We start from the raw sequence: 25,915 nt of genomic DNA, 5'->3' as shown, positions 1-25,915 counted from the left end.
TTCGACTTCGCTCAGCCTGACAAACGTGAAACCTGGAACCTGAAACGTGAAACTTGAAACCTGAAACCTGAAACAAAAAAAAGTCCCTTTTCGGGACTTTTTTTAATTCGTTTGATTTAATACCTTTTCCGGGTGATAACCAAAAAGATGATGTTCCTTTATAATTTCTGCAATACCCGGCGGAAGCATTGGTTCCCAGCCTGGTTTGCCCTGATTGATCATTTTTAGGATTTCGCGAGAGAAAACTTCCAGGTTATTCGGATCATAATCAGCCACATCAACCACTTTTCCATTAAACTTAAAGAATTTGTATAATTCTTTCATTCTCGGATGTACTTTTAAGTTGCTTGAATTCATCAGGACACCGTTTTCATCTAACATCGGATATAAGAAAACTTTCATGTCGCGGTAGAATAATTTTCCAAACGCTTCCAGAATTCCACCACTTAAATGACGGTAATATTTCTCATCAAAAATGTCAACAAGGTTATTCACACCCATTGCCAGTCCCATTCTTGCTTTGGTATAATTAGCAAAATACTCAACCACCTTATAATACTCCTGAAAATTAGAAATCATAACCGTCTGACCAAGTGAACAAAGCAATTCGGCTCTGTCCATAAAGTCACGTTCATCAATTTCACCATCCGAACGTAAGTTTGAAAGCGTAATTTCAAAAACGACCAAAGTATTGTCTTTTTCAACCTTATTTTCTTCGAGAAACATTTTTAATGATTTCTCATACATATCCATATTTACTTTCGTAACCGGACGAAAACTTCCTCTCAAAGCCAAAAGATTCTTTTTGTATAAAATCGCAGCCGGAAGAATATTTTTTCCCTCAGGATTAAACATTACCGCATCCGTCATTCCGTTTTTAACCAATTGTAAACTCATCAGTCGGTTATCAACATCTGCAAAACGCGGACCTGAGAAGTTGATAGTATCAATTTCGAGCTGGTCTTTGTCTAAGTGGTCGTATAAATAGCGAAGTAATCGTTTTGGATCGTTGTATTTGTAAAAAGCACCGTAAATTAAGTTTACACCTAAAATTCCGAGTGTTTCCTGTTGTAGTCTGGCGTCAGTTTCCTTAAAACGAATGTGAAGAATAATTTCGTTATAAGCTTCGTCTGGTTCAATCTGGTAGCGGATACCAACCCAGCCGTGACCTTTAAATTGTTTTGCAAAATCTATTGTGGCTACAGTATTGGCGTAACTAAAAAAAAGCTTGTTAGGGTGTTTTTCACGGCTCAGACGTTCTTCAATCAATTCCCCTTCAAAGGTCAGCATTTTTTTGAGACGGTTTTCAGTCACATATCTTCCGTCACCCTCAATTCCGTAAACAGCATCACTAAAATCTTTGTCATAGGCAGACATAGCTTTTGCAATTGTTCCCGATGAACCTCCGGATCTGAAAAAATGCCTAACTGTTTCCTGCCCAGCACCAATTTCAGCAAATGTTCCGTAAATATTCTCGTTTAAATTAATGCGTAACGCTTTGTCTTTTATAGAAGGAATCTGTTCGATGACCTTGTCACCTTTGAGTTTTATTTCTGTACCCATTTTATTTTAAATAGATTTGTTACAAAGTTAGCAAATTAGGCTTCTAATGAAAGAGAAATAATCCTATTTTTGTAAAAAAATTAACTCCAATTGAAGATCTATTTTTTAGGCACAGGCACTTCCCAAGGCATCCCGATTATAGGGATCGATCATCCTGTTTGCAAAAGCACTGACCCTAAGGACAAAAGACTCCGCGTATCCATTTGGATTACCTGGGACGAACACTCATATGTCATTGATTGCGGGCCTGATTTCAGGCAGCAAATGCTGTCATGCGGATGCAGAAAACTGGATGCCATTTTATTCACACATGAACATGCAGATCATACAGCCGGATTAGATGATATCAGACCGTTTAATTTTAGACAGGGTGAAATTCCTGTTTATGCACATACACGTGTTATAGATAATCTCAAACGTCGTTTTGACTATGTTTTTGAAACTGTAAATAAATATCCCGGCGCTCCAAGTGTAAAAACAATCGAAGTAAAAAACAATGAACCTTTTGCCATTGGTGACAAAACAGCCATTCCCGTAAATGTTATGCACGGAGATCTGCAGGTTTTTGGATACAGAATTGATGATTTTGCTTATCTCACAGATGTAAAAACAATAAATGAAACCGAGACAAATAAACTTAAAAACCTAAAAGTTTTGGTTGTAAATGCATTGCGTGTTGAGCCGCATGATACCCATTTTAACTTACAGGAAGCTTTAGATTTTATCAATTTGGTAAAACCGGAAAAAGCATATTTAACCCACATAAGTCATGTTTTAGGTTTTCACGAAGAAGTTCAGAAACAGCTTCCTGAAAATGTTTTTCTGGCTTACGATAATTTAGAAATTACAATTTAATTATACTACAAAAATGAAAAAGTCCTTAATGCTCTACCTTTTTATCCTGGCGATATTAATGAATGTTTTTACATATATGTTTTACAGCCGTGAGGTAAAATTTGGAGAAGAAAGATATGAGAAAACAACCAAAAAATTAAGAGACAGTATTAATTTAGTTTCGGCAAAACTGGCAGAATCTGATTATTTTTCTTTAGAGCATAATGAAAATGCACAGAATTATTTTGACAATAGTGCTACCGGAGGAAAAATTATTCAATATGAAAAACTGATACCGGTTGTAACAGAAAAATTGCTGGATTTAAACTCTAATCCAAACGGAAATCCTTACACTGGACAGGACAAAATTGAGGATAAAAAATTTATCATTAACAAAGTAAAAATTCTCAACCACAGATGGATTATTGCAGATTACAGTAATGGCGAATTATGGGGAGAAGTCTTGTTGAAATACTTTGTCAATGATGACGAAAGTATTACTTTTGAAGTAAATCAATCCTTGTTATACCAAAAATAAGAAAGATTTTTCCTATTTTTGAAAGAAATAAAAAAATAGGAAAAATGAAAAAGGTATTTTTATTCTCGATTATAATTGGTCTTGCTGTTTCTTGCAGTACAAAGAATGCTCAGGAAACCAAAACAGCAAAAGAAACAAAAACAGAAAAAGTAATGGTCGGCGGAGATGTTGACAGTCACGGCTGCAAAGGCTCTGCAGGTTATAGCTGGTCTGTAATTAAAAACAAATGCATCCGAATTTTTGAAGGTACAAAACTATCACACGCAGAAGAAAACGGAAAAGCATACACAACAGCCGCTTACGTAGTTTTTGAAGGAAACAAAGCCGAGCTTTTTCTTGACACTCAAAAAGAATCGATTATTTTAGAAAGAAAATCAGAAGGTGATTCCTGGGTAAAAGCTGATTTAGAACTAATTCCATGGAAAGGTTATGTGCTAAAAAAAGGAGGGAAGATAATTTATACAGGACAATAGTTTAATCCTTAAAAAGATAATTTGTCACTGTTGACAATCTGGAAAATAAAAATGAGATGTAATCTGGTAATCACCATTTACATCTCATTTTTTTGTTTTTATTAGAAACTAAACTATTTCTTTTATAAAATCACTTGTAACCACTTTTGCAAACTCTTCATTTAAACTTGCCAAAGCAGTCTGATGAATTATTTCTGCCGAAAAGTTTTCTCCATTTAAGCCTTTTTTATTAAAGGTTGCAGTAGCATCAGAAACCAAATACGTATTATATCCAAAGTTTCCTGCCATTCTTGTAGTTGTAGAGACGCAGTGATCTGTAGTTAAACCTACAATAACAACATTTTTAATTTTTGCATTATCTAATAACTCTTTTAAGTTCGTTCCGATAAAAGAGCTGTTTACATTTTTTTTGATAATAATTTCCCCTTCAATCGGTTTTACAACATCCTGAAATTCATTTCCCGGATTCGTTTCATTTAGAATTGAATTTGGATTTGAAGAACAATGCTGAATATGAAAAAGAGGTAGTTTTTTATTCCTCCAGATTTCCAGAAGCTCTCCGGCTTTTTGCTCTGCATTAACATTATTTCGGTCTCCGCCCCAATATTCGGTTTCAGTAAAACCTTTTTGAATGTCAATTAAAATTAATGCCGGATTATCAAGTTTTGTGATATTCATTTTTTATTTTGATAAATATTTTTTAAAAACGTATGTACGATTGAAACGAAATTAAAAGTAAATTTCCATTGTTATTTATTTTTAATTAAAGCAGTTTTTTTCATAATCTACCATAAATTCAACCAACTTTTTTTCGTTAGTTATTTTGATTTCATCGTTTTTTATTTTGTTTAGTAAAATTTCACAATCAGTAATTTTTGAAATCATTTCACTTTTAGTAATTAGTCTACTAAAACCATTTGGAATTAATTTTGTGATTCCTTCTTGATTTGGTTTTTTGATTAAAAATACTCTGTATATGGTAAAATATGGACTTTGTTTTGTTTCTTCTCTTACTAATTTGTAATAAAGTTTTAATTTATTTGAGTAAAATCTTTCGGCAAAAATGGTATTGTCTACATTATCGTATGTTTTAATTTCCTTGCCCATATTAATTTTAAAAGATTTTAGATCAGCAGGATAATAATCTTTAGATACACCTTTGTCAATAACTGTAATTTTCTCTTGAATAGATAATATTTTGTTATTTTTAAAGATCATATTACCTTTAATTAAAATTTGAACATTTGTAGAATCATTTTCTTTGTTAACAATTTGACCATAATAGGTTTGAGAAAAACATATTGATAATTGTAACATTAAAAATATTGATAAAAATAACTTCATAATTTTGATATTCTTTTAAGTATCGTTTGTAGAATTATCCAGCCAGCCAATTCTTAAAATCAAAGAAATTTTGCGGCGCTACACCATGACCAACAGGATATTCTTTATAAGTAACAGGAATATTTAATTTCTCTAATACAGCAGGAGTTTTTCTTGCCCATTCGACAGGAATAACCTGATCTACAGTTCCGTGAGAAGCAAATATTTTTAGGTTTTTAAAGTCATTTTTCTCAAATCCCTCTTTAATAATTTCATTATTAAAATAACCACTCATTGCCACAACTCTCTGCACTTTTTCAGGATAAGAAAGAGCAACAGAATAACTCAAAATAGAACCCTGACTAAAGCCAACCAAAGTAATATTATTGGCATCAACAGGATAATTTGCAGCCAATTCATCGATAAATTTGGCAATTAGATCACGTGAAGTTTTGGCTTGTTCGTTATCTGAAAATTTGTTTTGGTCAGCGTCAAAATTGATGGCATACCAGGCATAAGCTCCATATTGCAAATCATAAGGCGCTCGTGCAGAAATGATATAATAATTATCCGGAAGTTCAGTTGCAAACGAAAATAAATCAGCCTCGTTGCTTCCGTAGCCGTGTAATAAAAGTAAAACAGGATTTTTTTCTAAAATAAATTTTGGTTCCTGTATTTTATATTCTAAAGATAGATTCATCGGAGAGTTATACGTTTTGAGTTATAAGTTATAAGTTTTCTTTGAAGTCGAATTTTGTCAAAGTTTAAAAATTTTGACAAAGTTATTGGAATTTGGAGCTTAAAAAATTGGAATTTAAATTTTATCCGATGGATTTAAACCATTTTTGAAAAAGATTACCAACTAACGGAATTGGTCTCATTTGCCCCTGAATGGCAGTAAAAATAGCATACGTCCATAAAATAGAAACGCAGATCCACATCGGGAATGTTATAAAAAAACTGTCAAAATTGCTGGTCAGTGCTCCAAAAGAAATAAAAGTCAGCGATAAGCCTAAAGCCTGACGAATATGAAAAGAAGCAAAACTATTTTTGTTTTCAGAATTCATAGACATTGCAATCAATACACCAACGATTAGAATATAACTGGTAATTGCGATTGACTTTCCTTCTTCGATTGTATTATTCATTTTATTATTTTGTAACAAGTTGATTTTGATTTAAAATTCCATAAACAGAACCTTTGATTTCAGTTCCTAAAAAAGCAGAATTTTTAGATTTAGAAAGAATATTTTCTTTCATGAAAGTTGATTTTCCTTCCGGAGTAAAAAACGTAAGGTTTGCTTTTGCGCCTTCTTCAATTGTATTGTTTTCAAGACCAAAAACAGCCCTTCCAGAGGTTAGTTTTGCAACTATGGTTTCTACAGGTAAAACCGTCAACAAAGCACCAAAAGCAGTTTCTAAGCCAATAGTACCATTTTTGGCAGTATCAAATTCCATTTTTTTGAATTCGATATCAATCGGGTTGTGGTCTGACGTGATCATGTCGATAGTTCCGTCAGCAATTCCGTTTAATAAAGCCTGTCTGTCTACTTCGGTACGTAATGGCGGTGTTACTTTGAAACGTGTATCAAAACCATCTAATTTTTCATCTGTTAAGACTAAATGATGTACAGCAACACTGCAGGTTACATTTAGATCTTTTGCTTTGGCTTCTCTAATCAACTGAACCGATTTTGCTGTCGAAATAGTCGGGATATGAAGTTTACCGCCTGTATATTCCAGTAAAAATAAATTTCTTGAAATTTGCAGTTCTTCTGCCAGATTCGGAATTCCTTTTAGCCCTAATCGTGTGGAAACAATTCCCTCGTTTGCTACACCGTTTCCTTTAATATTTGGGTCCTGAGAATAAGCAATTACCAATCCATCAAAATCCTGAACGTACTGCAAGGCGATTTTAAGAATATTAGCATTATCGATGCTTTTATTATAATCCCCAAAAGCAATCGCTCCGGCTTTTTTCATATCAAAAAGTTCTGCCATATCTTTTCCTTCGCTCGCTTTTGTCAGGGCACCGATTGGAAAGATTTCTGTTGCAAAACCATTTGCTTTATTTTTTACAAAATTTACCTGAGACTGATTGTCGATAACCGGGAAGGAATTTGGCTGCAGGCCAATCGCAGTAAAACCGCTTTTTGCCGCAACATTTAATCCGTTTGCAATAGTTTCCCGATCTTCGTAACCTGGCTCGCCAAAAGAGACACTGCTGTCAAACCAGCCTTGTGAGACATGAAGATCGTCGAATCTTACTACTGTAGCATCATCGTTTGGAAGTGAAACTCCTATTTTTTCTATTAAACCATCTGCAATTAAAAGATCTACGGTTTGATTATGAAACGAACTTTTTGAGTCGATAATTTTGGCGCTTTTGATGATTAATTTCATATGTAGATAAATTTATTTTGTATTGAAACCGTAAAATGATTTTGCAAAAAGTAAAATATTATGAGATCCCGGATTTTACTTTACAAACTTTATAATAGCCATTTCTAGAGCTAAAAATAACAGTGCAAAGATAACAAACCATTTCCAAATCTGGCTGTCAGTTCGTTCTGTTTGTAAGGTGTTAAAAATAGTCGAAATGCTGTCGGCCGTTTTAAAATCCGAAACCAGGTTTGTATTTACCTGACTTAAATCACTTTCACTTCTTTTGTAATTAAAACTCAGGTTTTCTACCCAGTTCTTTTTGTCAAAAACGCTATAATTTCCTGCTGTTTCGGGAAAATCATTAAATGTTAATTTGACTTTATTGTTTAATATTTGTTGAATAGGTATAAAAAAATCGTCGTTTCCTTTTACTTCCAGAATTGCATCTTTTGTCAGTAAGACATCAACAAAATACGGATTGTTGTCGCCAATTGTCAAAGCATTTACACCGGTTTTCTGATTGTTCTGACCAATTTTATAAAAAAGAGGAACAATCAATGGAGATTGCTGAAAATTAGAGTTTGATGAATTGACCGGAGCTGTAAAAACCGTAACTGAAGAAGCTGGGTTTTGAATTCCGCTTACAAATGGAGTTTGGTCTTCATAAGACAAAACTGCAGGATAAGGACTGGAAACATCAAATGATCTGGCTGTTTTTGGATATTGAAAATTGGTGATTTTATTCTCGAATACACCAGAAAATAAAGGATGGTCAAAGTTTATTTTGGTAATTTGTTTGCTGGCACTCTGCAGGTTTTTAAATTGAATTTTGCCAAAATTGCCTAAAAAAGAATTCAGGTTTGTAACCGAACTTTTTTCAGAAGGAATAATAACCAAATTTCCGCCTTTTGATACAAACGCTTTCAAAGTTGTTTGCAATGCCTGTGGAACTTCTTCCAATTCATTCAGAATAATAGTATTCTGTTTCTCTAAACTGTTATAATCTAAACCGCTAAGGGTATAATTATTATAATTGAATTCTCCTGAGGTGTAAATTCGGGATAAAAAATTACTTTTTTCAGGTTCACCAATGCTAATTATATTGGTCTTTTTTGTTTTTGAAATACTGAAATAAAGTCTGTTGTCATAACTTAAACCATTGTCATCAATAGTTACATAGCCATGAAAAGCTTCTTTTGGAATGGTAAAATTGATTTTCTTTTTCTTTGTATCAAAATTAATTATGGTTTTGGCAATCAATTTATTCTGATTGTAAAGTGCCATAGAAACCGGTTTGAAATCTTCACCATAAGCAGCTAAATCTACACCAATTTCATAAAAATTTTCCAGAGTCTGGTTAATATAAACGCTGTCAATGGCAATGTTGTTTTTTTGTTCAGCTTCGGGAATTATAAAGTATGGTTTATCTTCAGCATCAATGTTTTTAATATCTGTTTCAGGCAGGCCAATAGCATCGGTAATAATTACTATATCTTTTTTATGAGCAGATTTATGCGCTTTTATTTTTGCAATAATAGAAGAAAGCTCAAAAGGAGTTGCACTGTATTGCAGGTTCTGCAGGGCACTTTTAGAAGATTTAATATCTGTGTTCCAGAAGTTTTCGGTATTGGTCAATAATGAAAACTGTGCGGTTTCGGGTGTATTTTCTAATAATTCCTGAACAGCTCGTTTTAATAATTCACCTTTTTTTCCTTTGGCCTGCATACTAAATGAATTGTCCAGAATAACATACATTTCGTTTGCGGCATTTTTACTGTCTTTTGCTTCAAAAAACGGCTGGGCAAAAGCCAAAACAGCGAAAGTTAGCAATAACAAACGTGTCGCTAATAATAAGCGTTTTTTTATTTTAGAACTCTTTCGGGTTTGTATGGAAAGTTCTTTTAAGAAACGAACATTGGTAAAATAAGAAGTTTTGAAACGTCTTAATTGAAATAAGTGAACCAAAACAGGAACAATCAATAAAAACAGAAAATATAGAATTTCGGGATGTTTAAAATGCATTCTGGCCTCGATTTACTTCACTAGTTTGATTTTTCGTGAAGATACTGGTCAAAAATACAAATTTGTTTTTTTATTTGAACCATATAAATTATTTAAGTTGATGTTTGCATAATGAGTTTAATCAGAACATTCAAACAGAAGAGATTTATGTAATGGATGTTGTTTATAAATCATGGAGAGGTTTAAAAAATGTAACTTTTCAAAATCCATTTGTAACAAAAAAGCTGTAATCACATAAGATTATTGCCTATTTTAGCATATTCAAATAAATAGTAAATATGAAAAAAATACGTATAGTTTTGTTCTCAGCTTTGGCTTTTACGACTTCACAAGCGCAGAGCAAGTTTAATTTGTTGGTTGGGACGTATACGAATACGTGCCAGAGCAACGGAATTTATGTTTATGAATTTGATGCAGTTTCAGGCTCTTTTACCTTAAAAAATTCTACTGAAAATGAGAATGTTTTGAGCCCGAGTTACTTGTCGGTATCTGCAGATAATAAATTTATCTATGCCGTAAATGAAAACGGAACTCAAAGTACGGTAAGTGCTTTTGGTTATAATTCTGCAAAAGGAAAACTTACTTTTTTGAATAAAAATAACTCTTTGGGAGCTGACCCTTGTCATTTGATCAACGATGATAAAAACGTAATTGTTGCCAATTATTCTGGTGGAAGTATTGCTGTATTTAAGAAAAATGCAGACGGAAGCATTACCGAAGCACAGCAGTTAATTCAGCATGAAGGTAAGGGGCCAAACGAAGCGCGTCAGGAAAAAGCACACGTACATATGGTTGTTTTTTCTCCGGATAAAAAGTTTGTTTTGTCAAATGATTTGGGACAGGATAAAGTTTTTATTTACAAGTATAATGCAAGTGCCAAACACGAAATGCTGACTTTGAAAAGTACTGTTGATGTAAAAAAAGGGAGCGGACCAAGACACCTGACATTTAGTAAAGATGGAAAATTTGTTTACCTGCTTCAGGAACTCGACGGAACTCTGACAACATTTTCGTATGACAAGACTGGAAAATTGAAACTTTTGAAAGAAACTAATATTATTCCGAAAGATTTTAAAGGAGCAAACAGTTCTGCAGCCATAAAAATTTCGCCTGACGGAAAGTTTTTATATGTTTCTGACCGTGGAGACGTCAATATGATTTCGGTTTATAAAATTGCTAAAACAGGCGGTTTAGAATTGGTAGAACAGGTGAGTACCCAAGGAAAAGGTCCAAGGGATTTTGCCATAGACCCGTCAGGAAATTATCTTTTGGCAGGACACCAATATACTAATAATATAATTATTTTTAAAAGGGATAAAATAACAGGAAAGCTTAAGGACACCGGTAAGAAAATCGAGTTGTGTTCTCCTGTAGGATTGCTTTTTACGAAAATTTAGGTTTTTTTCTAAGGTTCTAAGACTCTAAGGTTCTAAGATACTAAGCTGCTAAGGCTCTAAGATAAAAGCCCAAAGTTACAATCATACTTTGATTGTGCCTTTGGGCTTTTTTATAGTATCTCAAGACTTAGTACCTTAGGAACTTAGAGTCTTAGCATCTAAAAAAAAATCTACTTATTAGAATCTTTTTTCTTTTTATCTCTGGTTTTAAGCATATTTCTGTTGACAGAACCGTGGGTTTTCTTTTTGGTTTTTGAAGGTCCTCCAAGATTGATTTTTTTGTTCTTTTTTGATTTTTCGTGAAAAGCACCATCGCCATCCAGTTTCACCTTTTTCATTAAAAATTTTACAGGCTGACGGTCTTTTTCTGGTTCGATTAGTTTTTCGGAGATTTCAACTCCTTCCGGGAAATCAGTAATAGCAAGTTCCGTGTTCATTAAGATTTCGGCCTGAATTTTAAATTCTTCCTCACGTGGTGTTACAAAACTAATTGCAGTACCTGTTGCATCTGCACGACCGGTACGTCCAATTCTGTGCATGTACAATTCGGGTAATTCCGGAAGTTCGAAGTTAATGACATGCGAAATATCCGAAATATCCAAACCTCTCGCCATAATATCTGTCGTAATCAGTCCGCGTAAATTTCCTTCCTGAAATTCTGCCATAGTACTCAAACGGTAATTTTGAGATTTATTGGAGTGAATTACCCCAAACTGACCTTCAAAATCTTCCTCAATACGTGTGTGCAGCATATCTGAAATCTTTTTATTGTTTACAAAAACCAAAACACGTTCCATGCTTTCGTTTGTCTGCAATAAATGTTTCAGTAAATTGACTTTAGTATTAAAGTTTGGAACATTATAGGTGATCTGCGTAATTTTTTCAAGCGGTGTTCCCGAAGCCGCAAGGGTAACTTCTTCCGGAAAATCAAAATAATCGTTCAGGATATCATCAACCTCATCCGTCATTGTTGCTGAGAATAAGATATTCTGACGTTTGGTTTTCATCATTGCCAAAAGTGCCGTCAGTTGTGAGCGGAAACCAAGATTCAGCATTTCATCAAACTCATCAATAACTAATTTTTGAGTTTCATCAAAACGAACTACTGCGTCAAGAGCCAAATCCATTGTTCTTCCGGGAGTTCCTACCAGGATATCAATTCCTTCGTAAATTGCTTTTTTCTGTGTATTGATGTTTACTCCACCAAATATACCCAGTGTTTTCACAGACATGTATTTGGTTAGTTTTTCAACTTCTTCTACAACCTGAACTACTAATTCGCGGGTTGGCACAAGAATTACAATTTTAGGAGTATTGGTATTTGTAAATTTGTATAATTTTAAAAGAGGCAATAAATAGGCAAATGTTTTACCGGTACCGGTTTGCGCAATTCCCATCATATCACGTCCTGACATAATCACAGAAAAGGATTTTTCCTGAATTGGAGTTGGGGTTACAAATCCTAATTCGTCGATTGCTTTTTGTAATGATTTTGGAAGATTGAATTTTTCGAAAGTGCTCATTTGCATTAAATTTTTTGCAAATGTACGTTAAATTAGCGGTTTTTTTGTTAGATTTCTATTTTTGGTAACGATCTGTCACCCTGAGCGGAGTCGAAGGGCGCTCCAATTGCAACGTAAGCTTCTCCCGAAGTCTCGGGACGCTCAGCCTGACATACATTGTGTTTAAATATTAAAAGCCTTAAAATGCCAAGTCCAAAAAGTGCAAAATCGAACTTTCTTACTTGAAAATTAATAAAATTTTGTAAATCTTAATGGTTTGAATTTCAGGTTGTCAAGATAAATCAACCAGCTTAGATAAGGAAATTTCTAATGCACTTGCAATTTCAAGTAAAGTATAAAGTGTTGGATTTACTTTTCCGTTTTCAAGTTTTTCAATTGCCTGACGATCTTTATTACAAGCTCTTGCCAGATCGGACTGGCTCCAACCTTTCTGCTCTCTGAGTTTAATGATTCGCAGACCAATATCTTTTTTTAGTTTATCTCTCGTCACAAAGACAAATGTCATACTATCTGCTAATAAATTTGTCATACAAAAAGTTGACAAATTCATTTATAGTTTTATATTTGTCATATAATTGTATTACAATGGCGAATCCAAGAAAACTTAAAATTCATAAGAAATACCAAGCCAGGGTTTATGGCAACACAACTATTCCTGAAATAAGACTTGAAGGAAAATGGCTTGAAAAGCTTGGTTTTAGCGAGGGTGAGATGATAATCGTGCAAGAAGAAAAAGACAAATTGATAATTACCAAAGTAATTTAAGTTTTTAAAATCCTTCAAAAACGCCAAGTCCAAAAAGTGCAAAATCATATTTTACAGGATCTTGGGCATCCATTTCACGAAGTTTTTTGTCTAATTCGTTCAGCGCTTTTGCGTCATTTTGCTTTCGGGTTAAAATACCAAGTTTGCGCGCTACGTTGCCGGAATGTACGTCTAGCGGGCAAGATAGTGCTGCGGGTGAAATTGTTTTCCAGATTCCTAAATCTACTCCTTTTGCATCCTGACGCACCATCCATCGCAAATACATATTGATTCTTTTGGCGGCAGAATTGTTTAAAGGATCTGAAATATGTTTTTGAGTTCGTGGCAGATGATCGATCTCAAAAAATATTTTTTTGAATTCATGAATGCTTTTCTGTAAACTGTCTTTTTCCTGATTTTTTGCAAATAGGGCTTCAAGGCCGTTATGGTTTTTGTAAACGTGCTGTAAGCCTTTTATAAAACCTCCAAAATCTTTTCCGTTGAAAGTACGGTGCACAAAGTTTTCCAGACGTGCCAAATCTTCCTCAGAATGGGACATGACAAAATCGAAGGGTGTATTTCCCATCAGTTCCATCATGGTGTGGGAATTTTTAATAATCATTTTACGATTTCCCCAGGCAATGGTTGCGCTGAGAAACCCGGCAATTTCGATATCTTCTTTTTGAGAAAATAAATGCGGAATCTGTACCGGATCACTTTCTATAAAATCCTGATTATTATATTGGATGACTTTTTCGTCAAGAAATTCTTTGAGTTCTTTTTGGGTCATGGTAAAAATGAGAGTTCTTAAAATATGTAAAGCCCTAGCCCTGATAGAAGCGGTATCCTTTTTGTTTTTTCTTTAAAAACAAAAAGATACAAGCGGATAGCAGGAAATAGCTCCTAATTACTAATTATACCATCTACCATTATTAATTTTCTGTCGGCCATGTTGGCTAATTCCTCGTTGTGGGTTACGATTACAAATGTTTGCCCAAATTCGTCACGAAGCTGAAAAAATAACTGATGTAGATTTTCGGCAGATTGTGTGTCAAGGTTTCCTGACGGTTCATCGGCAAAAATTACATCTGGTTTGTTGATTAACGCTCTGGCTACGGCCACACGCTGTTGTTCTCCGCCCGAAAGTTCGTTTGGTTTATGGTTAATCCTGTGTGATAATCCTAAATATTGTAAAAGTCTTTTTGCTTCTTTTTCTGTTTCGGCTTTTGGTTTGTTGGCCATAAATGCAGGAATGCAGACATTTTCTAAAGCTGTAAATTCGGGAAGCAATTGATGAAACTGAAAAATGAATCCGAGATTTAAGTTCCTGAAATTGGATAAGATTTTGTCTTTTTTGCTTTTCTTTTTGAAATACGATGTATAATATGCGATAGCTGAAATTAACGGTAAAAGAATAACCGCTATAGTAACCTGACCTATAATATCATTCTCAATTGTGTGTCTGAAGAACAATATAAATACAGCAAGTAGAATACAATAGGCTAAAAGTGTCAAGGTTATAATCTTAAATATTTTTTCCTGTTTTGAGTTGTCTGTTTCTAAATCCTGTAGTTTTAATACATTTTCACCATTGATGGTTAGAGAGGATTCGGGGTTTCTTTCTGGTTTGTCTAATGTTCCCAGAATTTGTAAAAGTGTTGTTTTTCCTGCTCCCGAAGCGCCAACGATTGAAACAATTTCTCCTTTTTTGATATGCAGATTCACTCCTTTTAGAACTTCAAGCTGATCGTAGAATTTATGTATATTTTTTGCGTGTATCATTTATGAAACTGTTTTTACAAAGAAACAAAGATTCTCCCAAAATCGTAATGTCTTGTAACAGAATTTTAGGAACAATATTTGATTTGTTTATCAGTAATTAATAAAAATGTGAAACTACTGATTTGTAATGTGTTGCTATTTTGAAAAAATAGTGCTAAATTTATTTATATGAAAGAAGATGTAATTACAAAAGATGACATGATTCAAAAGCTCCTTTTGGGTTTGCTTTTTGATGGTATTGGAATGATTTCATTCTCGATTCCATTTTTGGGTGAATTTTCAGATGTGATCTGGGCACCTATTGCAGCTCTTATTATGGGCAGAATGTACAAAGGAAGGGTAGGGAAAGTAGCAGGTGTTCTGACTTTTCTTGAAGAAATTATTCCGTTTACAGATATTGTTCCGTCATTTACACTTACGTGGATTTATACTTATTTCATTCAAAATCCGACGAGAAAAATTTAATCTTTAAACAGAAATCCCAGTCCCATACTTTTGAGCATTCTTTTTTCGAAAGCCCAAAAGAAACGATATTGCCCAAAAATAGTTCCTATTGCAACCAGTAAAACCTGGTAAATAGGGAATATAATGATTAGTCTGATTAGGGTAAACCATCCTCCAAAATCCTCTTTGGTAATTCCTAGCCACTCACAAAAGGGTTTAGACAGCCATGCAGATGCCGATCCTGTAATGGCAAATACAACAAATATGATAATGAATTGGAAATTTGAGGTAATCCCCCAACGTTGCTTTAATTTATTCATTTTTATTTATAATGATTACAAATATAACAACATTATCGAGAAGGGACATATCCCCAAAGTTTTTGTTTGTAAGTATTTTGAAAATAAATCATGTAATTGTAGATAAGATAATTTACTTCATATCCGTATTTAATTGTAGGATTGTAGTTAATGCTCATTTCGTATAGATTTGGGTCATAGCGGTTAGGCTGTAAAACACGGCTATTCCATTCTGTTATATATTGATTGTTTTTGTTTTCCAGATAAGAAAGCGAATGATAATTGCGTGGATAGGCTCTGGACATGAGCCAGGTGCTAAAACCATTATCAATAATTATAACCTCATATTCCAAAGAATCATTGGCAATTCTGACCGTATCGTTTAAAGCTACATTTTTTGCAGGCTGATTTGCTTCTGCAATATTTTTAGAAGTCGTAGAACAGGCAATAATAACAAACAAAAGGATTAATATAAAAACACTATTTCTCATCTTATAAATTTACAAAATAAATAAGTCAGGAGTTTTATTTTTAACATTTTTTGAGGAAGGTTCAAAGGGACAAAGGTTCGAAGGAACAGAGAAAAACCTTTGTGCCTTTGAACCTTAGTGCCTTAGAACCTAAAAAAAACTATTTTCTTCCGAAAATTTTGCCGATAAAGCCAGAAATTCCGCCTTTGCTTTTTGTAACTACCAAAACATCAGCAACATCTACTTTTCCGTCATTATTTTGATCGAGACCAAACTGCATTCCGTATTTTGAAATGGTATCCATAATGCCAGACGCCTGCCCGCTGTTTCCCGAAATTGCTGAAATGATATCAGAAATCTGAAAACTGCTGTCGTTTGGGTCTTTTGCTTTATTTACTAAAGAATTTAATATCTGAGGTATCATGCCGGAAGCAACTCCGGAGGAAGCTTCACTGCTTAATCCAAATTTTTCACCAAGATTTCCTTTTAACTGTTGCGTAATTTGTTGTACGACAGGATTAGAATTGTCTATTGGAGTACTTCCGTTAAATAAACCTGCTAATTGTTCTGCACCACCTTCTGAAGCAATTTTTTGTAATCCTGAAAAGATTGAATTGTTTGCTTCATTTATTACGCCTTCATTATGCTCGTTCGGAACGGCATCATTATTTACAACAGCCGAGTTTCCGTACTGTTGTACTAATTGTGTTAATTGTTCAAACATGGTTTTTAAAGTTTAAATTAAACAACAAATCTAAATAAAAAAAGAAAGGGATTTACTACAAATTTGTAATAAATCCCTTTAAAGATAGATATTATTTTCTTACTTAGCTTAACAAAGTAATAATTTGTGATGCCAGTTCAGTTCCGATTCTGTCTTGTGCTTCTCCTGTTGCAGCTCCAATGTGAGGAGTCAGTGAGATTTTAGTGTGCATTAAAATTGCCATTTCCGGTTTTGGTTCGCTTTCAAAAACGTCTAATCCTGCAAAAGCAACTTTTCCTGAATCTAAAGCTTTTACTAAAGCTACTTCATCAATTACACCACCACGTGCACAGTTAACGATTCCAACACCATCTTTCATGATTTCAAATTCTTTCTCGCCGATGATGTAACCATCCTGAGCAGGAACGTGAAGAGTGATGAAATCTGCTTCTTTAAATAAAGATTCCAAAGATTGAGAAACGATTGTAGTTGTGATTGATTGTCCGTCGAAGAATTCAACTTTTACATCTACTTGCGGAATAAAACTATCAGCAGCAATAACTTTCATTCCTAAGCCAAGTGCCATTTTAGCAGTAGCCTGACCGATACGGCCAATACCAACGATTCCAAGAGTTTTTCCTCTTAACTCAGTTCCATTAGCATAAGCTTTTTTCAAACCTTCAAAGTTAGAATCTCCTTCAAGAGGCATATTTCTGTTAGAATCATGTAAAAAACGAACACCGGAAAACAAATGTCCAAATACCAATTCGGCAACAGATTCTGATGATGAAGCAGGAGTATTGATTACATGAATTCCTTTGCTTTTTGCGTAATCAACATCAATGTTGTCCATACCAACACCGCCACGGCCAATAATTTTGATTCCAGGGCATGCATCGATGATATCTTTACGAACTTTAGTAGCACTGCGTACTAAAATTACACTTACATTGTTTTCATTGATAAAGTTAGCTACTTGTTCCTGAGCTACTTTTGTTGTTATAACTTCAAATCCGCCTTTTTCTAAAGCTAGAATTCCACTTTTTGAAATTCCGTCATTCGCTAATACTTTCATTTTGGTTTATTTGTTTATTTGGTTAATCCTTAAATCATAGGATTCATTAATTAACATATGTGATATTTTTTCTTTTGTTTAGGAGCTAATCCCGCTATCCGCTACAATCTTTTTTATTTTTAAAGAAAAAATAAAAAAGGATTTCCACTTCTATCGGGGCTAAAAATCCCGTATTCATTACAGATTTCATGTGAACCGAAAACTGATACTGTGACTTGAAAAACTAAACTTTAGATTCCAGTGCTTTCATTACATCAACTAAAACCTGAACGCTTTCGATCGGCATAGCATTGTAAATAGAAGCTCTGTAACCACCAACTGAGCGATGCCCAGGCAATCCTGAAATTCCTGCTTCTTTCCATAAAGCATCAAAAGTTGCTGTATGGTCCGGATTTGTCAATAAGAAAGTAACATTCATATTAGAACGATCTTCAACCGCTGCAGCTCCTTTAAACAAAGGATTTCTGTCGATTTCAGCATAAAGTAAATCTGCTTTTGCGTTGTTTAATTTTTCAACAGCAGCAACTCCGCCTTTTTCTTTAATCCATTGCAATGTCAAAAGAGAAACATATACTGCAAAAACAGAAGGCGTATTGTACATACTCTCTGCCTTAATATGTTTTGCATAATCTAACATGCTTGGGATAGTTCTTCCGCTTTTCTCCAAAATTTCTTCTTTTACTACAACTAGTGTAGTTCCTGCAGGTCCCATGTTTTTTTGGGCTCCGGCATAAATTAAATCGAATTTGGAGAAATCTAATACGCGTGAAAAAATATCAGAACTCATGTCACAAACAACAGGAATATTTGTTGTTGGAAATTCTTTCATTTGAGTTCCAAAAATGGTATTGTTACTTGTGCAGTGAAAATAATCTGCGTCACTTGGTATGGTGTATCCTTTTGGGATATGTGTATAATTATCATCTTTTGAAGAAGCTACGACAACAGTTTCTCCAAAAAGTTTAGCTTCTTTGATAGCTGCAGTTGCCCACGTGCCTGAATCTAAATAAGCTGCTTTTCCGTTTTCTTTCATTAAATTATAGGGAGCCATTAAGAATGCTGTACTGGCACCACCCTGTAAAAATAAAGCCTGATAACCTTTTCCTTCTAATCCTAATAATTGTAAAGCAAGCGAACGTGCTTCATCCATAACTGCAACAAAATCTTTACTTCTGTGCGAAATTTCAAGAATAGAAAGTCCTGAATCATTAAAATTTAAGATGGCTTTTGAAGCTTTCTCAAAAACTTCTTGTGGTAAAATACTTGGTCCTGCGCTGTAGTTGTGTTTTTTCATGGTTGTTGTTAATAGTCGAAATTTTAAAGACGCAAATTTCGGCAATAGGAGCTGAAAAAGCGATAAATTATTCGAAATAATTAAACATTTTTTTACTTTGTTGTTAACAAAAACGTTATAGTATCAACGTTATCTGCATAATCCCACAATTGAGGATTTTGGGTTTGTCCGAAAGGAATACTGTTTTCTGTAAAATCAGTACTTACAATACATTGAATTTGTTCTGCATCCGTTTTAAGACGATTTTTTAAATCTTCTGGGCTTTCGTAAAATTCATAAAAAACGCTCGAAATAGGAGAGGCATAGCTGGTATCTTCTTTTAAAGTCAGAAAACCATTATCGAGAAGTTTAAAATTACTCATTAAAAATACGGCCTTGTTATAATCATAGTTATTAGCATATTTTTCATAATGAATAACGTCCTGATATTTGAAAATGCCTTCAAAAAAAACATCAAAAGAATATCCTTTTGGAACAAAAAGCTTTGAGACATTTCGGCATCCTAAGCCAAAATACCTGAAAATATCCTCGCCAAGAGCTTCTAATTGTTCTTTTGATTCTTTTCCGTTTAAGACAGCAGCAGAATTTCTGTTTTTTCGAATAATAGAAGGTTTGTCTTTAAAATAATATTCAAAATAGCGTGATGTATTATTGCTTCCTGTTGCAATCACAGCATCAAAGTTTTCCAGTTTTCCTTCCACGAAGGTGATCTTATTATTAAATTCAGGATTGACTGCAATGATGTATTTTGCTAAAAAAGGCAATAAGTGCTGATCATTAGATGACGTTTTTACAAGTGCATTGTGTCCGGTAATTAAAACAGAAAGAAAATCATGAAATCCCACCAGTGGAATATTCCCGGCTAAAATCAGCGCAACATTTTTTGGTTTTACTTCGGTAAAATCATAATTTGAAATCCATTTGGTAATGTTTTCTTCTGTTAAGGCATTTGCCCAGGATTGTATAGCAAAATATACCTGTTCAGGAGTATACCACCCATTATGAGATTGTGATAAATAAATCAGTTTTTCGAAATCATCAAAAAATAAATCGTTATGCAGGACGTCCGATTTTCTGATTGTATTGTTTTCGGAAAATTGTTTTAAAAATTTACCTAATTCAACAAAAACACTTTTTTTTGTTTCTAATGTCATAATGTTTGTTTATGAAGAGTTTTGATTGTAATTTTGCACAAAAATAAGTTTTTTTGGCGGGAAGCGGTAAGCTTTATGCAATAAGCTTTAATTTTTGAAAAATAATATTTTAGAAATAGCTTAAAGCTTGGTGCTTAAAGCATAAATTAAGATAAACATGGCGATAATTATAACCGACGAATGTATAAACTGTGGTGCTTGTGAACCTGAGTGCCCAAATACAGCAATTTATGAAGGAGCGGATGATTGGAGATATAAGGATGGAACTAGTCTTTCCGGTAAAGTGATTTTACCTGACGGAACTGAAGTTGATGCTGATGACGCACAAACTCCAATTTCTGATGAAGTATATTATATTGTTCCTGGAAAATGTACCGAGTGTAAAGGTTTTCATGACGAGCCTCAATGCGCGGCAGTTTGCCCTGTAGATTGTTGTGTACCTGATGATAATCATGTTGAAGATGAGGAAACTCTGCTTCAGCGCCAGGCATTTTTGCATAATGAATAAAGATGTTTTTAAATAAAAATAAGAAAAATCCTAAGCAAAAAGCTTAGGATTTTTTTTTATAAGCCAATTTCTTATTTTAATGTTCGTTCTGTTGGTATATAATAATTAAATTCACTTAATTTGATATTGTTTTTTTTAACAATGTGTGATAATTATTAAAAAAATAGCCTATGAAGAAATTAATACTTTTATTTTTTGTATTCTTTAGCGCCACTATTTTTGCTCAGGACACAGAATATTCTATCGTCGTTAAAGATATTGAAACACAACTACCTATAGAAAATGCAACGGTAGTAATCATGAAAACCAAACAAATCTTAATAAGCAATCAGGAAGGCAAAGTTACTTTTGTTGTAAACGGAGCTTCGAATGTTCAGGTTTCTGAAACTAATTACGAAAATTTAACCGTTCGCTGGGCAGCTTTAAAAGAAAATGAGTTTGTAGTTTACTTAAAAAATAAAAACAATAAACTCGACGAAATTGTTGTCTCTACAGAAGTCCCTCAAAAAATACTTCAGAAAATTGTTTCTAATTCAATGAAGAATTTAGCAATGCCTTATCGCTTAAAAGTATATGTTAGGGAATTTTTTATGCTTGATAACAAATATTCTTATTATAATGACGGTCTTGTAAATTTTCAGTTTGCAGTCAATCAGAAAAAAGTTTCGACAACACTTTTAGTCGAACAAAATCGCTCCTATGGTTTATTAGAAAAAGATGTTAGTTCTGATTTAAAAGGATATAACCTGAATGATATAATGGAAAATTATACGAATCTTAAGTATTTTGAACCATTGCTGGATCCAAAAGCAAAAAAGGAATATGATTTTATTATCAGAGGGCATGCAACAAATAAGGATTATTATGTAATGACTATAACGCCTCTGAATAAATCTAAGAAAGCAGTAGATAATTTTGAAATTATTTATGATCCTGAGAAAAAATTAATTTTTGAATTCAGTATCAACGTTTTGCCGGGAACAATTGCAGAAAGTATTGACAAAACAGCCGTTGGTGCTAAAAATATTACAAGGTCGGTAGTAAAGGTAAATTACAGACTGGATGGTTTAGATTATTATGTGTTGAGTTCAAACGAAGAAATTGCTTATGATCTTATTTTAAAAGATCAGGTAAAAAATATTCAGGTTCGCAATAATTTTATAACAACAAATTTTAGTAAACAAAAATTCACTTATAATGATAGTGATGTTTTTAAAGACAAAACACTTTTTAATAAACAGAATAAAATATTAACCAATTACTGGAATATCTCCGGATTTACGGCTACTGAAGAAGAAAAAAGCCTGATTAATGCTTTAGAATTTAAAATGTAATTTTTTGCATCTTCGTATATATAAACCTGAGGTTTGATAAACTATATAAAAAATCCTGAGTTAATAAACTCAGGATTTTTTTATGAAATTTTCTTAGCAACAATCACATAAGTGTCGTACGCATAGGTTTTTCGATCAATCGTTTTTATTATTTTGAAATTGTTCAGATACAGGAAAAGTTCAATTTCGTTGAGCGTAAATACCCGGACAGTTGAAAAATCATTTTCTATAATTTCTTTTTGACCATCTATAAAACTGTAATATCTGGCCGTCCATTCCAACATAAAATTTTCCAAAGAGTTATTGGTATCCCAATGACTTTCTCTAATATATTTTACATTTTCATATTCTGCTTCGTGTAATATCAGCGGATTTTCCTTAGTAAAAGGAATAAACCGGTTTGCATCTATAAAATCAAAAATCAGAACTCCATTGTCAGTTAGATTTTTATAAACAGATTCAAAAGTTCTATTGATGTCATCGTTGCTAATTAGATAACTTGTAGATCTTCCGGTGATTAAAATGGAATCAACAGGTTCATCCAGTTTAAAATCCCGCATGTCTCCTTGTTTAAAAGAACAGTTTTTGTTGCGTTCTATGGCAATTGCAATCATATCATCGCTATAGTCAAGACCTTGATAATTTTGCTTGTTTTCGTCGAATCGCTTTGCGAGATTTCCCGTTCCGCTACCGATCTCAAGGATAGTTATGCCATTATTTTCCTTAATTAAATGATTGTAAAAAGCATATTCTTCGTCATAATTGACAAAAGTCTGATACATGGCATCGTAAATCGCTGCCATTTTTCCATCATATAGATTTGCCATAATACTGATTTTTAAAATATAAAGTTATAAAAAAATGGGTTATCCTGAGACAACCCATTTTCGTTTATCAAACAAGTTAAACTTAGAATTTATAGTTTAAAGATAAATTAAACATAGTTCCTAACTGACTAAAATGGAATCCATCATAAGTCATTCTTGAATAACGTTGGTTAAATGTAAGCAAATTTGATTGTTGTTGTTTTAAATTTGGATCTGCAAGTAATGCAGTTCCGGCTTCATTTTCTGCTACGAATTTCCATTCAGGCATAACATTAAATAAGTTATTTACATTTAATGCAATAGTTAATTTCTCAGTAGCATTAAAGTTAACTCCCAGATCAGTAACAATTTTAGGGATAAACTCCGTTTTTAAGTTTGCTGCTAAATATTCAGGAGAACCAACTGGTGCATTTGGATCATTTGTAGCTAAACCATCCTGGTTAAAAGTAGTTTTTCCAAAATAAGTATTGTTAAGTGAAAATGCGAATTTACCAATTTCGTAGTTTATCCCAAGAATCCATTTTGAGTCAGGTCTTGAAGTAAAAGTCAGCGAATTAAGGATTTCGCCAAATGAATTATTTGTTACAGGAGAAATTCTTTTATTTTCTAGAGTAATATTTCCAGATACATTAAATCCTAATTTGCCTTCTCCAATTCCGACATTGTTATAACCTATAACTACATCTAAACCAGAAGTTCTTGAATCAAATGAATTAGAAAACCAGGCTACATCTCCAAATTGAGTATCTTGTCTGTCTCCCAAAACAATTCTGTCTTCAACTTTAATATTGTAATAATCTATTGTAAAATTGAAATTTTGAAATGGTTTGGCACCAACTCCCACTGTAATATTAGTTGATTTCTCAGCATCCAATCGTGGAATTCCCAATTGACGCGCCTGAGGAGAAACGTTATTTATAATCCCACTAATTTGAATTCCTTGCCCCGCTACAAAAGAATATTGTGATTTTTGAGTGTAAATTTGGTGTAAAGTAGGCGCTCTAAAACCCGTTGATAGAGATCCTCTCAAGGTAACTTTGTCCTCAAGAAATTTATATCTTGTACTCGCTTTCCAGACCGTTGCGCCTCCAAAATCACTATATTCTTCATGACGAACCGTTCCGTTTATTAAAAAGTCTTTTGTAATATCAAAAGCTACGTCAAGATAAACACCCACATTATATCTGTTCCATTTTCCTGAATTTTCAGGTCTGTTTCCTGCAAAAGAGTCAGCACCTGTTCCTTCCCAAGAAGCTTTATCTCCTTCTATTACGGTGAAGTATTCTGATCTGAATTCGGTACCAAACCCAATGCTTATTTGGTCTGAAAGAATTTTAGATACATCTATGTTTCCAACAATATGATTAAAAGAAGTTCCTCCTGGTTTAAACGAAATTGGGCTATTTTCTCTGTACACAGGAGTCTCAACAGGCAGTCCGGTGTCAGGATCTATGGTAGTAGTAACAATATCTGTAGATCTGTTTACCGAATTATTTACTGTATAAACTTGTTTGTTACCTCCAACAGTTATACTTCCATCGGTATTCCAGCCATTCTTAACAGTTTTAAAACCTAAAGTCCCATTATAGTCTGTTAAGTCACCTTCAAAAGTTGGCCCGTATCCATCATAAGAAGGATTGGCATCATTTCCGTTTCCGAAGAAATCATTAAGGTAAGGATCACCCGATAAAGGTCTCCAATACGGTGTTCTGAAGTTGGCAAATGAATTTACCTTTTTGTAGACATAAGCAGCATTATAATATAAGCTTGTATTGTCACTAATTTCATTTCCACCATTAATTAAAAACTTAGCAGCGGCCGTTTCTGGCGAACCATTAACGTTTCTTGCATCAGGATGTCTTTTTAAATAATCATTAACAACCTGTATTCCGGCAGTATTATCAGCTCTGATAGATGCTGGTGTAGCTCCATTTACCCAGTTATCAGGATTTTCCGGATCAACATATACAAAATCGGCATACTCTCCACCTGCAAGCGGTTCATTATCCGGGCCTAAATTATTTGTTCCGCCATCTACTGTTCCGGCTCTGTTGGCTAATTTTACTTTAGAAAAATCGATAGTATAGTTTAGAAAACCTTTTTCTCCAACCGTCGTTCCTTGGTTTAAACTTACTCCAAGCATTTCTCCATCTCCTTCAGAAGTAATTCCGCTTCTTAATGTTACAGATCCTGCATTATTGTTTTTCTTTAAAATAATGTTCATAACCCCAGCAATGGCATCAGAACCATATTGAGCAGAAGCACCATCACGAAGAATCTCAACTCTCTCGATCGCATCTGTTGGAATTGCAGAAATATCTGCGCCCGTTTCTCCACGTCCCGGAGAGGTTTGTACATATAATAAAGAACTTAAGTTTTTACGTTTACCATTAATAAGGATCAAAGTTCTGCTTGGCCCCATATTTCTAATCTCGTACGGATCCAGTAATGAAGTGGCGTCATTAACAGGAGTTTGTACAGTATTAAAGGACGGGATCTTATATTGCAGTGCCTTATCAAATGTGGCTTGCCCTGTCGAAGTTAAATCTTTAGACGACAGTATGTCAATTGGTAAAGCGCTGGTTGTATTACTTCTGGCAGCGGCTCTGGATCCTGTAACAACAACTTCATCAAGATTTTGTCCGCCTTCTTCCGATAAGGAAACATCGAGTACAGAGTTGTCTGCCAATCTTGTTATACTGACGTAACCCAAATAGGAATAAATTAATGAAGCACCTTCTTTTACAGTAATCTTGTAGGAACCATCGATATCGGTTGATGTTCCATTGTTGGTTCCCTTTTCAATAATGTTTACCCCAGGAAGTGGATTTCCCGAGTTGTCTTTTACTACACCCGAAATTTGCTTTTGGGCAAAAATAAAGAGGGAATTAAATAATAAAAATAAAATTGCAATTTTTCTCATGTTAACTAGTTTTGGTTAAAAAATTTGTGTGGTTTGTTAAATTTGTCATAAAAATAACATTATTTTAACAAAAGAGAATCAAAAAGTTTTATTTTTTTTAAGAAAAATACTAAAAAAACATATATTGACATTTTTTGTACACTTACGAGGTATTAAATCATATATTTGCAAAATTTTAATGCCAAAAGGTATCATTTTGACAAAATAGAAGGCATCTTAAAAAGTAATATAAATACGACTAATCGAAAGCTAAGTGTTTGATGTGTAATACAGTGATTACGGGGCTTGAGCGGTTGAAAA

Annotated in this window: 26 protein-coding genes and 2 pseudogenes; 8 read left to right on the top strand and 20 right to left on the bottom strand. The window is 33.7% G+C overall.

Annotated elements, in window-relative coordinates; translation table 11 throughout:
- Positions 1-102: 102 nt before the first annotated feature.
- Positions 103-1,563, bottom strand: a complete 1,461-nt coding sequence (locus tag JOD96_RS17600) for a TonB-dependent receptor (protein WP_209565539.1) — start codon at positions 1,561-1,563, stop codon at positions 103-105.
- A 90-nt stretch (positions 1,564-1,653) separates the two neighbouring features.
- Here JOD96_RS17600 and JOD96_RS17595 point away from each other — a divergent pair, with 90 nt between their 5' ends.
- The 3 genes from JOD96_RS17595 to JOD96_RS17585 are packed head-to-tail and all read left to right on the top strand — an operon-like array spanning position 1,654 to position 3,408.
- Positions 1,654-2,418 carry an MBL fold metallo-hydrolase gene (locus JOD96_RS17595; protein ID WP_209565538.1) on the top strand — a complete coding sequence of 255 codons (765 nt, stop codon included), beginning with the start codon at positions 1,654-1,656 and terminating at the stop codon, positions 2,416-2,418.
- Positions 2,419-2,431: 13 nt separating this feature from the next.
- On the top strand, positions 2,432-2,935 hold the full coding sequence (locus tag JOD96_RS17590; RefSeq protein ID WP_209565537.1) for a hypothetical protein: 504 nt from the start codon (positions 2,432-2,434) through the stop codon (positions 2,933-2,935).
- A 44-nt stretch (positions 2,936-2,979) separates the two neighbouring features.
- On the top strand, positions 2,980-3,408 hold the full coding sequence (locus JOD96_RS17585) for a hypothetical protein (protein WP_209565536.1): 429 nt from the start codon (positions 2,980-2,982) through the stop codon (positions 3,406-3,408).
- Positions 3,409-3,516: 108 nt separating this feature from the next.
- Here JOD96_RS17585 and JOD96_RS17580 read toward each other — a convergent pair whose 3' ends face one another.
- The 6 genes from JOD96_RS17580 to JOD96_RS17555 form a co-directional block, all read right to left on the bottom strand.
- Entirely contained in the window at positions 3,517-4,086 is a 570-nt protein-coding gene (locus tag JOD96_RS17580; protein WP_209565535.1) for a cysteine hydrolase family protein, read from the bottom strand.
- Positions 4,087-4,167: 81 nt separating this feature from the next.
- A complete protein-coding gene (locus JOD96_RS17575; protein WP_209565534.1) occupies positions 4,168-4,752 on the bottom strand; it encodes a hypothetical protein in 585 nt (194 codons plus the stop codon).
- A 34-nt stretch (positions 4,753-4,786) separates the two neighbouring features.
- Complete coding sequence (locus tag JOD96_RS17570) at positions 4,787-5,431, bottom strand: alpha/beta hydrolase (RefSeq protein ID WP_209565533.1); 645 nt, start codon at positions 5,429-5,431, stop codon at positions 4,787-4,789.
- 121 nt (positions 5,432-5,552) lie between these two features.
- A complete protein-coding gene (locus JOD96_RS17565) occupies positions 5,553-5,879 on the bottom strand; it encodes a hypothetical protein (RefSeq protein WP_209565532.1) in 327 nt (108 codons plus the stop codon).
- A gap of 4 nt (positions 5,880-5,883) precedes the next feature.
- Complete coding sequence (locus JOD96_RS17560; protein WP_209565531.1) at positions 5,884-7,134, bottom strand: dihydroorotase; 1,251 nt, start codon at positions 7,132-7,134, stop codon at positions 5,884-5,886.
- A gap of 75 nt (positions 7,135-7,209) precedes the next feature.
- Positions 7,210-9,138 carry a BatA domain-containing protein gene (locus JOD96_RS17555; RefSeq protein WP_209565530.1) on the bottom strand — a complete coding sequence of 643 codons (1,929 nt, stop codon included), beginning with the start codon at positions 9,136-9,138 and terminating at the stop codon, positions 7,210-7,212.
- A 278-nt stretch (positions 9,139-9,416) separates the two neighbouring features.
- Between JOD96_RS17555 and JOD96_RS17550 the strand changes: the two genes are divergently transcribed.
- A complete protein-coding gene (locus JOD96_RS17550) occupies positions 9,417-10,535 on the top strand; it encodes a lactonase family protein (RefSeq protein WP_209565529.1) in 1,119 nt (372 codons plus the stop codon).
- 170 nt (positions 10,536-10,705) lie between these two features.
- Here JOD96_RS17550 and JOD96_RS17545 read toward each other — a convergent pair whose 3' ends face one another.
- Positions 10,706-12,058, bottom strand: a complete 1,353-nt coding sequence (locus JOD96_RS17545; RefSeq protein WP_209565528.1) for a DEAD/DEAH box helicase — start codon at positions 12,056-12,058, stop codon at positions 10,706-10,708.
- 271 nt (positions 12,059-12,329) lie between these two features.
- Positions 12,330-12,587 carry a helix-turn-helix domain-containing protein gene (locus JOD96_RS17540; protein WP_245188441.1) on the bottom strand — a complete coding sequence of 86 codons (258 nt, stop codon included), beginning with the start codon at positions 12,585-12,587 and terminating at the stop codon, positions 12,330-12,332.
- Between the two features lie 56 nt (positions 12,588-12,643).
- On the opposite strand from JOD96_RS17540, the gene JOD96_RS17535 reads away from it, so the two are divergent.
- On the top strand, positions 12,644-12,823 hold the full coding sequence (locus tag JOD96_RS17535) for a SymE family type I addiction module toxin (protein ID WP_209565527.1): 180 nt from the start codon (positions 12,644-12,646) through the stop codon (positions 12,821-12,823).
- A gap of 4 nt (positions 12,824-12,827) precedes the next feature.
- Here the strand turns inward: JOD96_RS17535 and JOD96_RS17530 are convergent, their stop codons facing one another.
- The 3 genes and pseudogenes from JOD96_RS17530 to JOD96_RS22575 form a co-directional block, all read right to left on the bottom strand.
- Positions 12,828-13,592 carry a TIGR02757 family protein gene (locus tag JOD96_RS17530; RefSeq protein ID WP_209565526.1) on the bottom strand — a complete coding sequence of 255 codons (765 nt, stop codon included), beginning with the start codon at positions 13,590-13,592 and terminating at the stop codon, positions 12,828-12,830.
- Between the two features lie 113 nt (positions 13,593-13,705).
- Positions 13,706-14,155 (bottom strand): annotated as a pseudogene (locus JOD96_RS22580) (ABC transporter ATP-binding protein); the annotation flags it as partial.
- Positions 14,156-14,371: 216 nt separating this feature from the next.
- Positions 14,372-14,584: pseudogene (locus JOD96_RS22575) on the bottom strand (ATP-binding cassette domain-containing protein); the annotation flags it as partial.
- 168 nt (positions 14,585-14,752) lie between these two features.
- Here JOD96_RS22575 and JOD96_RS17520 point away from each other — a divergent pair.
- A complete protein-coding gene (locus JOD96_RS17520; protein ID WP_209565524.1) occupies positions 14,753-15,049 on the top strand; it encodes a hypothetical protein in 297 nt (98 codons plus the stop codon).
- Here JOD96_RS17520 and JOD96_RS17515 read toward each other — a convergent pair.
- From JOD96_RS17515 to JOD96_RS17490, 6 genes are all read right to left on the bottom strand, one after another.
- Entirely contained in the window at positions 15,046-15,348 is a 303-nt protein-coding gene (locus tag JOD96_RS17515; RefSeq protein WP_209565523.1) for a DUF6787 family protein, read from the bottom strand. The two genes, JOD96_RS17520 and JOD96_RS17515, sit on opposite strands and share 4 nt — an antisense overlap.
- 32 nt (positions 15,349-15,380) lie before the next feature.
- On the bottom strand, positions 15,381-15,818 hold the full coding sequence (locus tag JOD96_RS17510) for a DUF6146 family protein (protein ID WP_209565522.1): 438 nt from the start codon (positions 15,816-15,818) through the stop codon (positions 15,381-15,383).
- A gap of 139 nt (positions 15,819-15,957) precedes the next feature.
- Positions 15,958-16,521, bottom strand: coding sequence for a DUF937 domain-containing protein (locus JOD96_RS17505; protein WP_209565521.1), 564 nt, complete (start codon positions 16,519-16,521; stop codon positions 15,958-15,960).
- Between the two features lie 103 nt (positions 16,522-16,624).
- A complete protein-coding gene (locus JOD96_RS17500) occupies positions 16,625-17,575 on the bottom strand; it encodes a D-2-hydroxyacid dehydrogenase (protein WP_209565520.1) in 951 nt (316 codons plus the stop codon).
- A gap of 223 nt (positions 17,576-17,798) precedes the next feature.
- Positions 17,799-18,869 carry a 3-phosphoserine/phosphohydroxythreonine transaminase gene (gene serC / locus JOD96_RS17495; protein WP_209565519.1) on the bottom strand — a complete coding sequence of 357 codons (1,071 nt, stop codon included), beginning with the start codon at positions 18,867-18,869 and terminating at the stop codon, positions 17,799-17,801.
- 92 nt (positions 18,870-18,961) lie between these two features.
- Entirely contained in the window at positions 18,962-20,023 is a 1,062-nt protein-coding gene (locus JOD96_RS17490) for an acyl-CoA reductase (protein WP_209565518.1), read from the bottom strand.
- A gap of 157 nt (positions 20,024-20,180) precedes the next feature.
- Here JOD96_RS17490 and JOD96_RS17485 point away from each other — a divergent pair, with 157 nt between their 5' ends.
- Positions 20,181-20,531, top strand: coding sequence for a 4Fe-4S dicluster domain-containing protein (locus JOD96_RS17485; RefSeq protein WP_209565517.1), 351 nt, complete (start codon positions 20,181-20,183; stop codon positions 20,529-20,531).
- A 170-nt stretch (positions 20,532-20,701) separates the two neighbouring features.
- Positions 20,702-21,865, top strand: coding sequence for a hypothetical protein (locus JOD96_RS17480; protein WP_209565516.1), 1,164 nt, complete (start codon positions 20,702-20,704; stop codon positions 21,863-21,865).
- Positions 21,866-21,945: 80 nt separating this feature from the next.
- On the opposite strand, the gene JOD96_RS17475 is transcribed toward JOD96_RS17480, so the two are convergent.
- Together JOD96_RS17475 and JOD96_RS17470 are read right to left on the bottom strand one after the other, a co-directional pair.
- Positions 21,946-22,692, bottom strand: a complete 747-nt coding sequence (locus JOD96_RS17475) for a class I SAM-dependent DNA methyltransferase (RefSeq protein WP_209565515.1) — start codon at positions 22,690-22,692, stop codon at positions 21,946-21,948.
- Positions 22,693-22,774: 82 nt separating this feature from the next.
- On the bottom strand, positions 22,775-25,615 hold the full coding sequence (locus JOD96_RS17470) for a TonB-dependent receptor (protein WP_209565514.1): 2,841 nt from the start codon (positions 25,613-25,615) through the stop codon (positions 22,775-22,777).
- Positions 25,616-25,915 lie beyond the last annotated feature (300 nt).

This window comes from Flavobacterium sp. 1355, assembly GCF_017833415.1.
Lineage (GTDB): Bacteria > Bacteroidota > Bacteroidia > Flavobacteriales > Flavobacteriaceae > Flavobacterium.
Note: the sequence above shows the minus strand (reverse complement) of the source record. Positions and strands in the feature narration are given on the sequence as shown.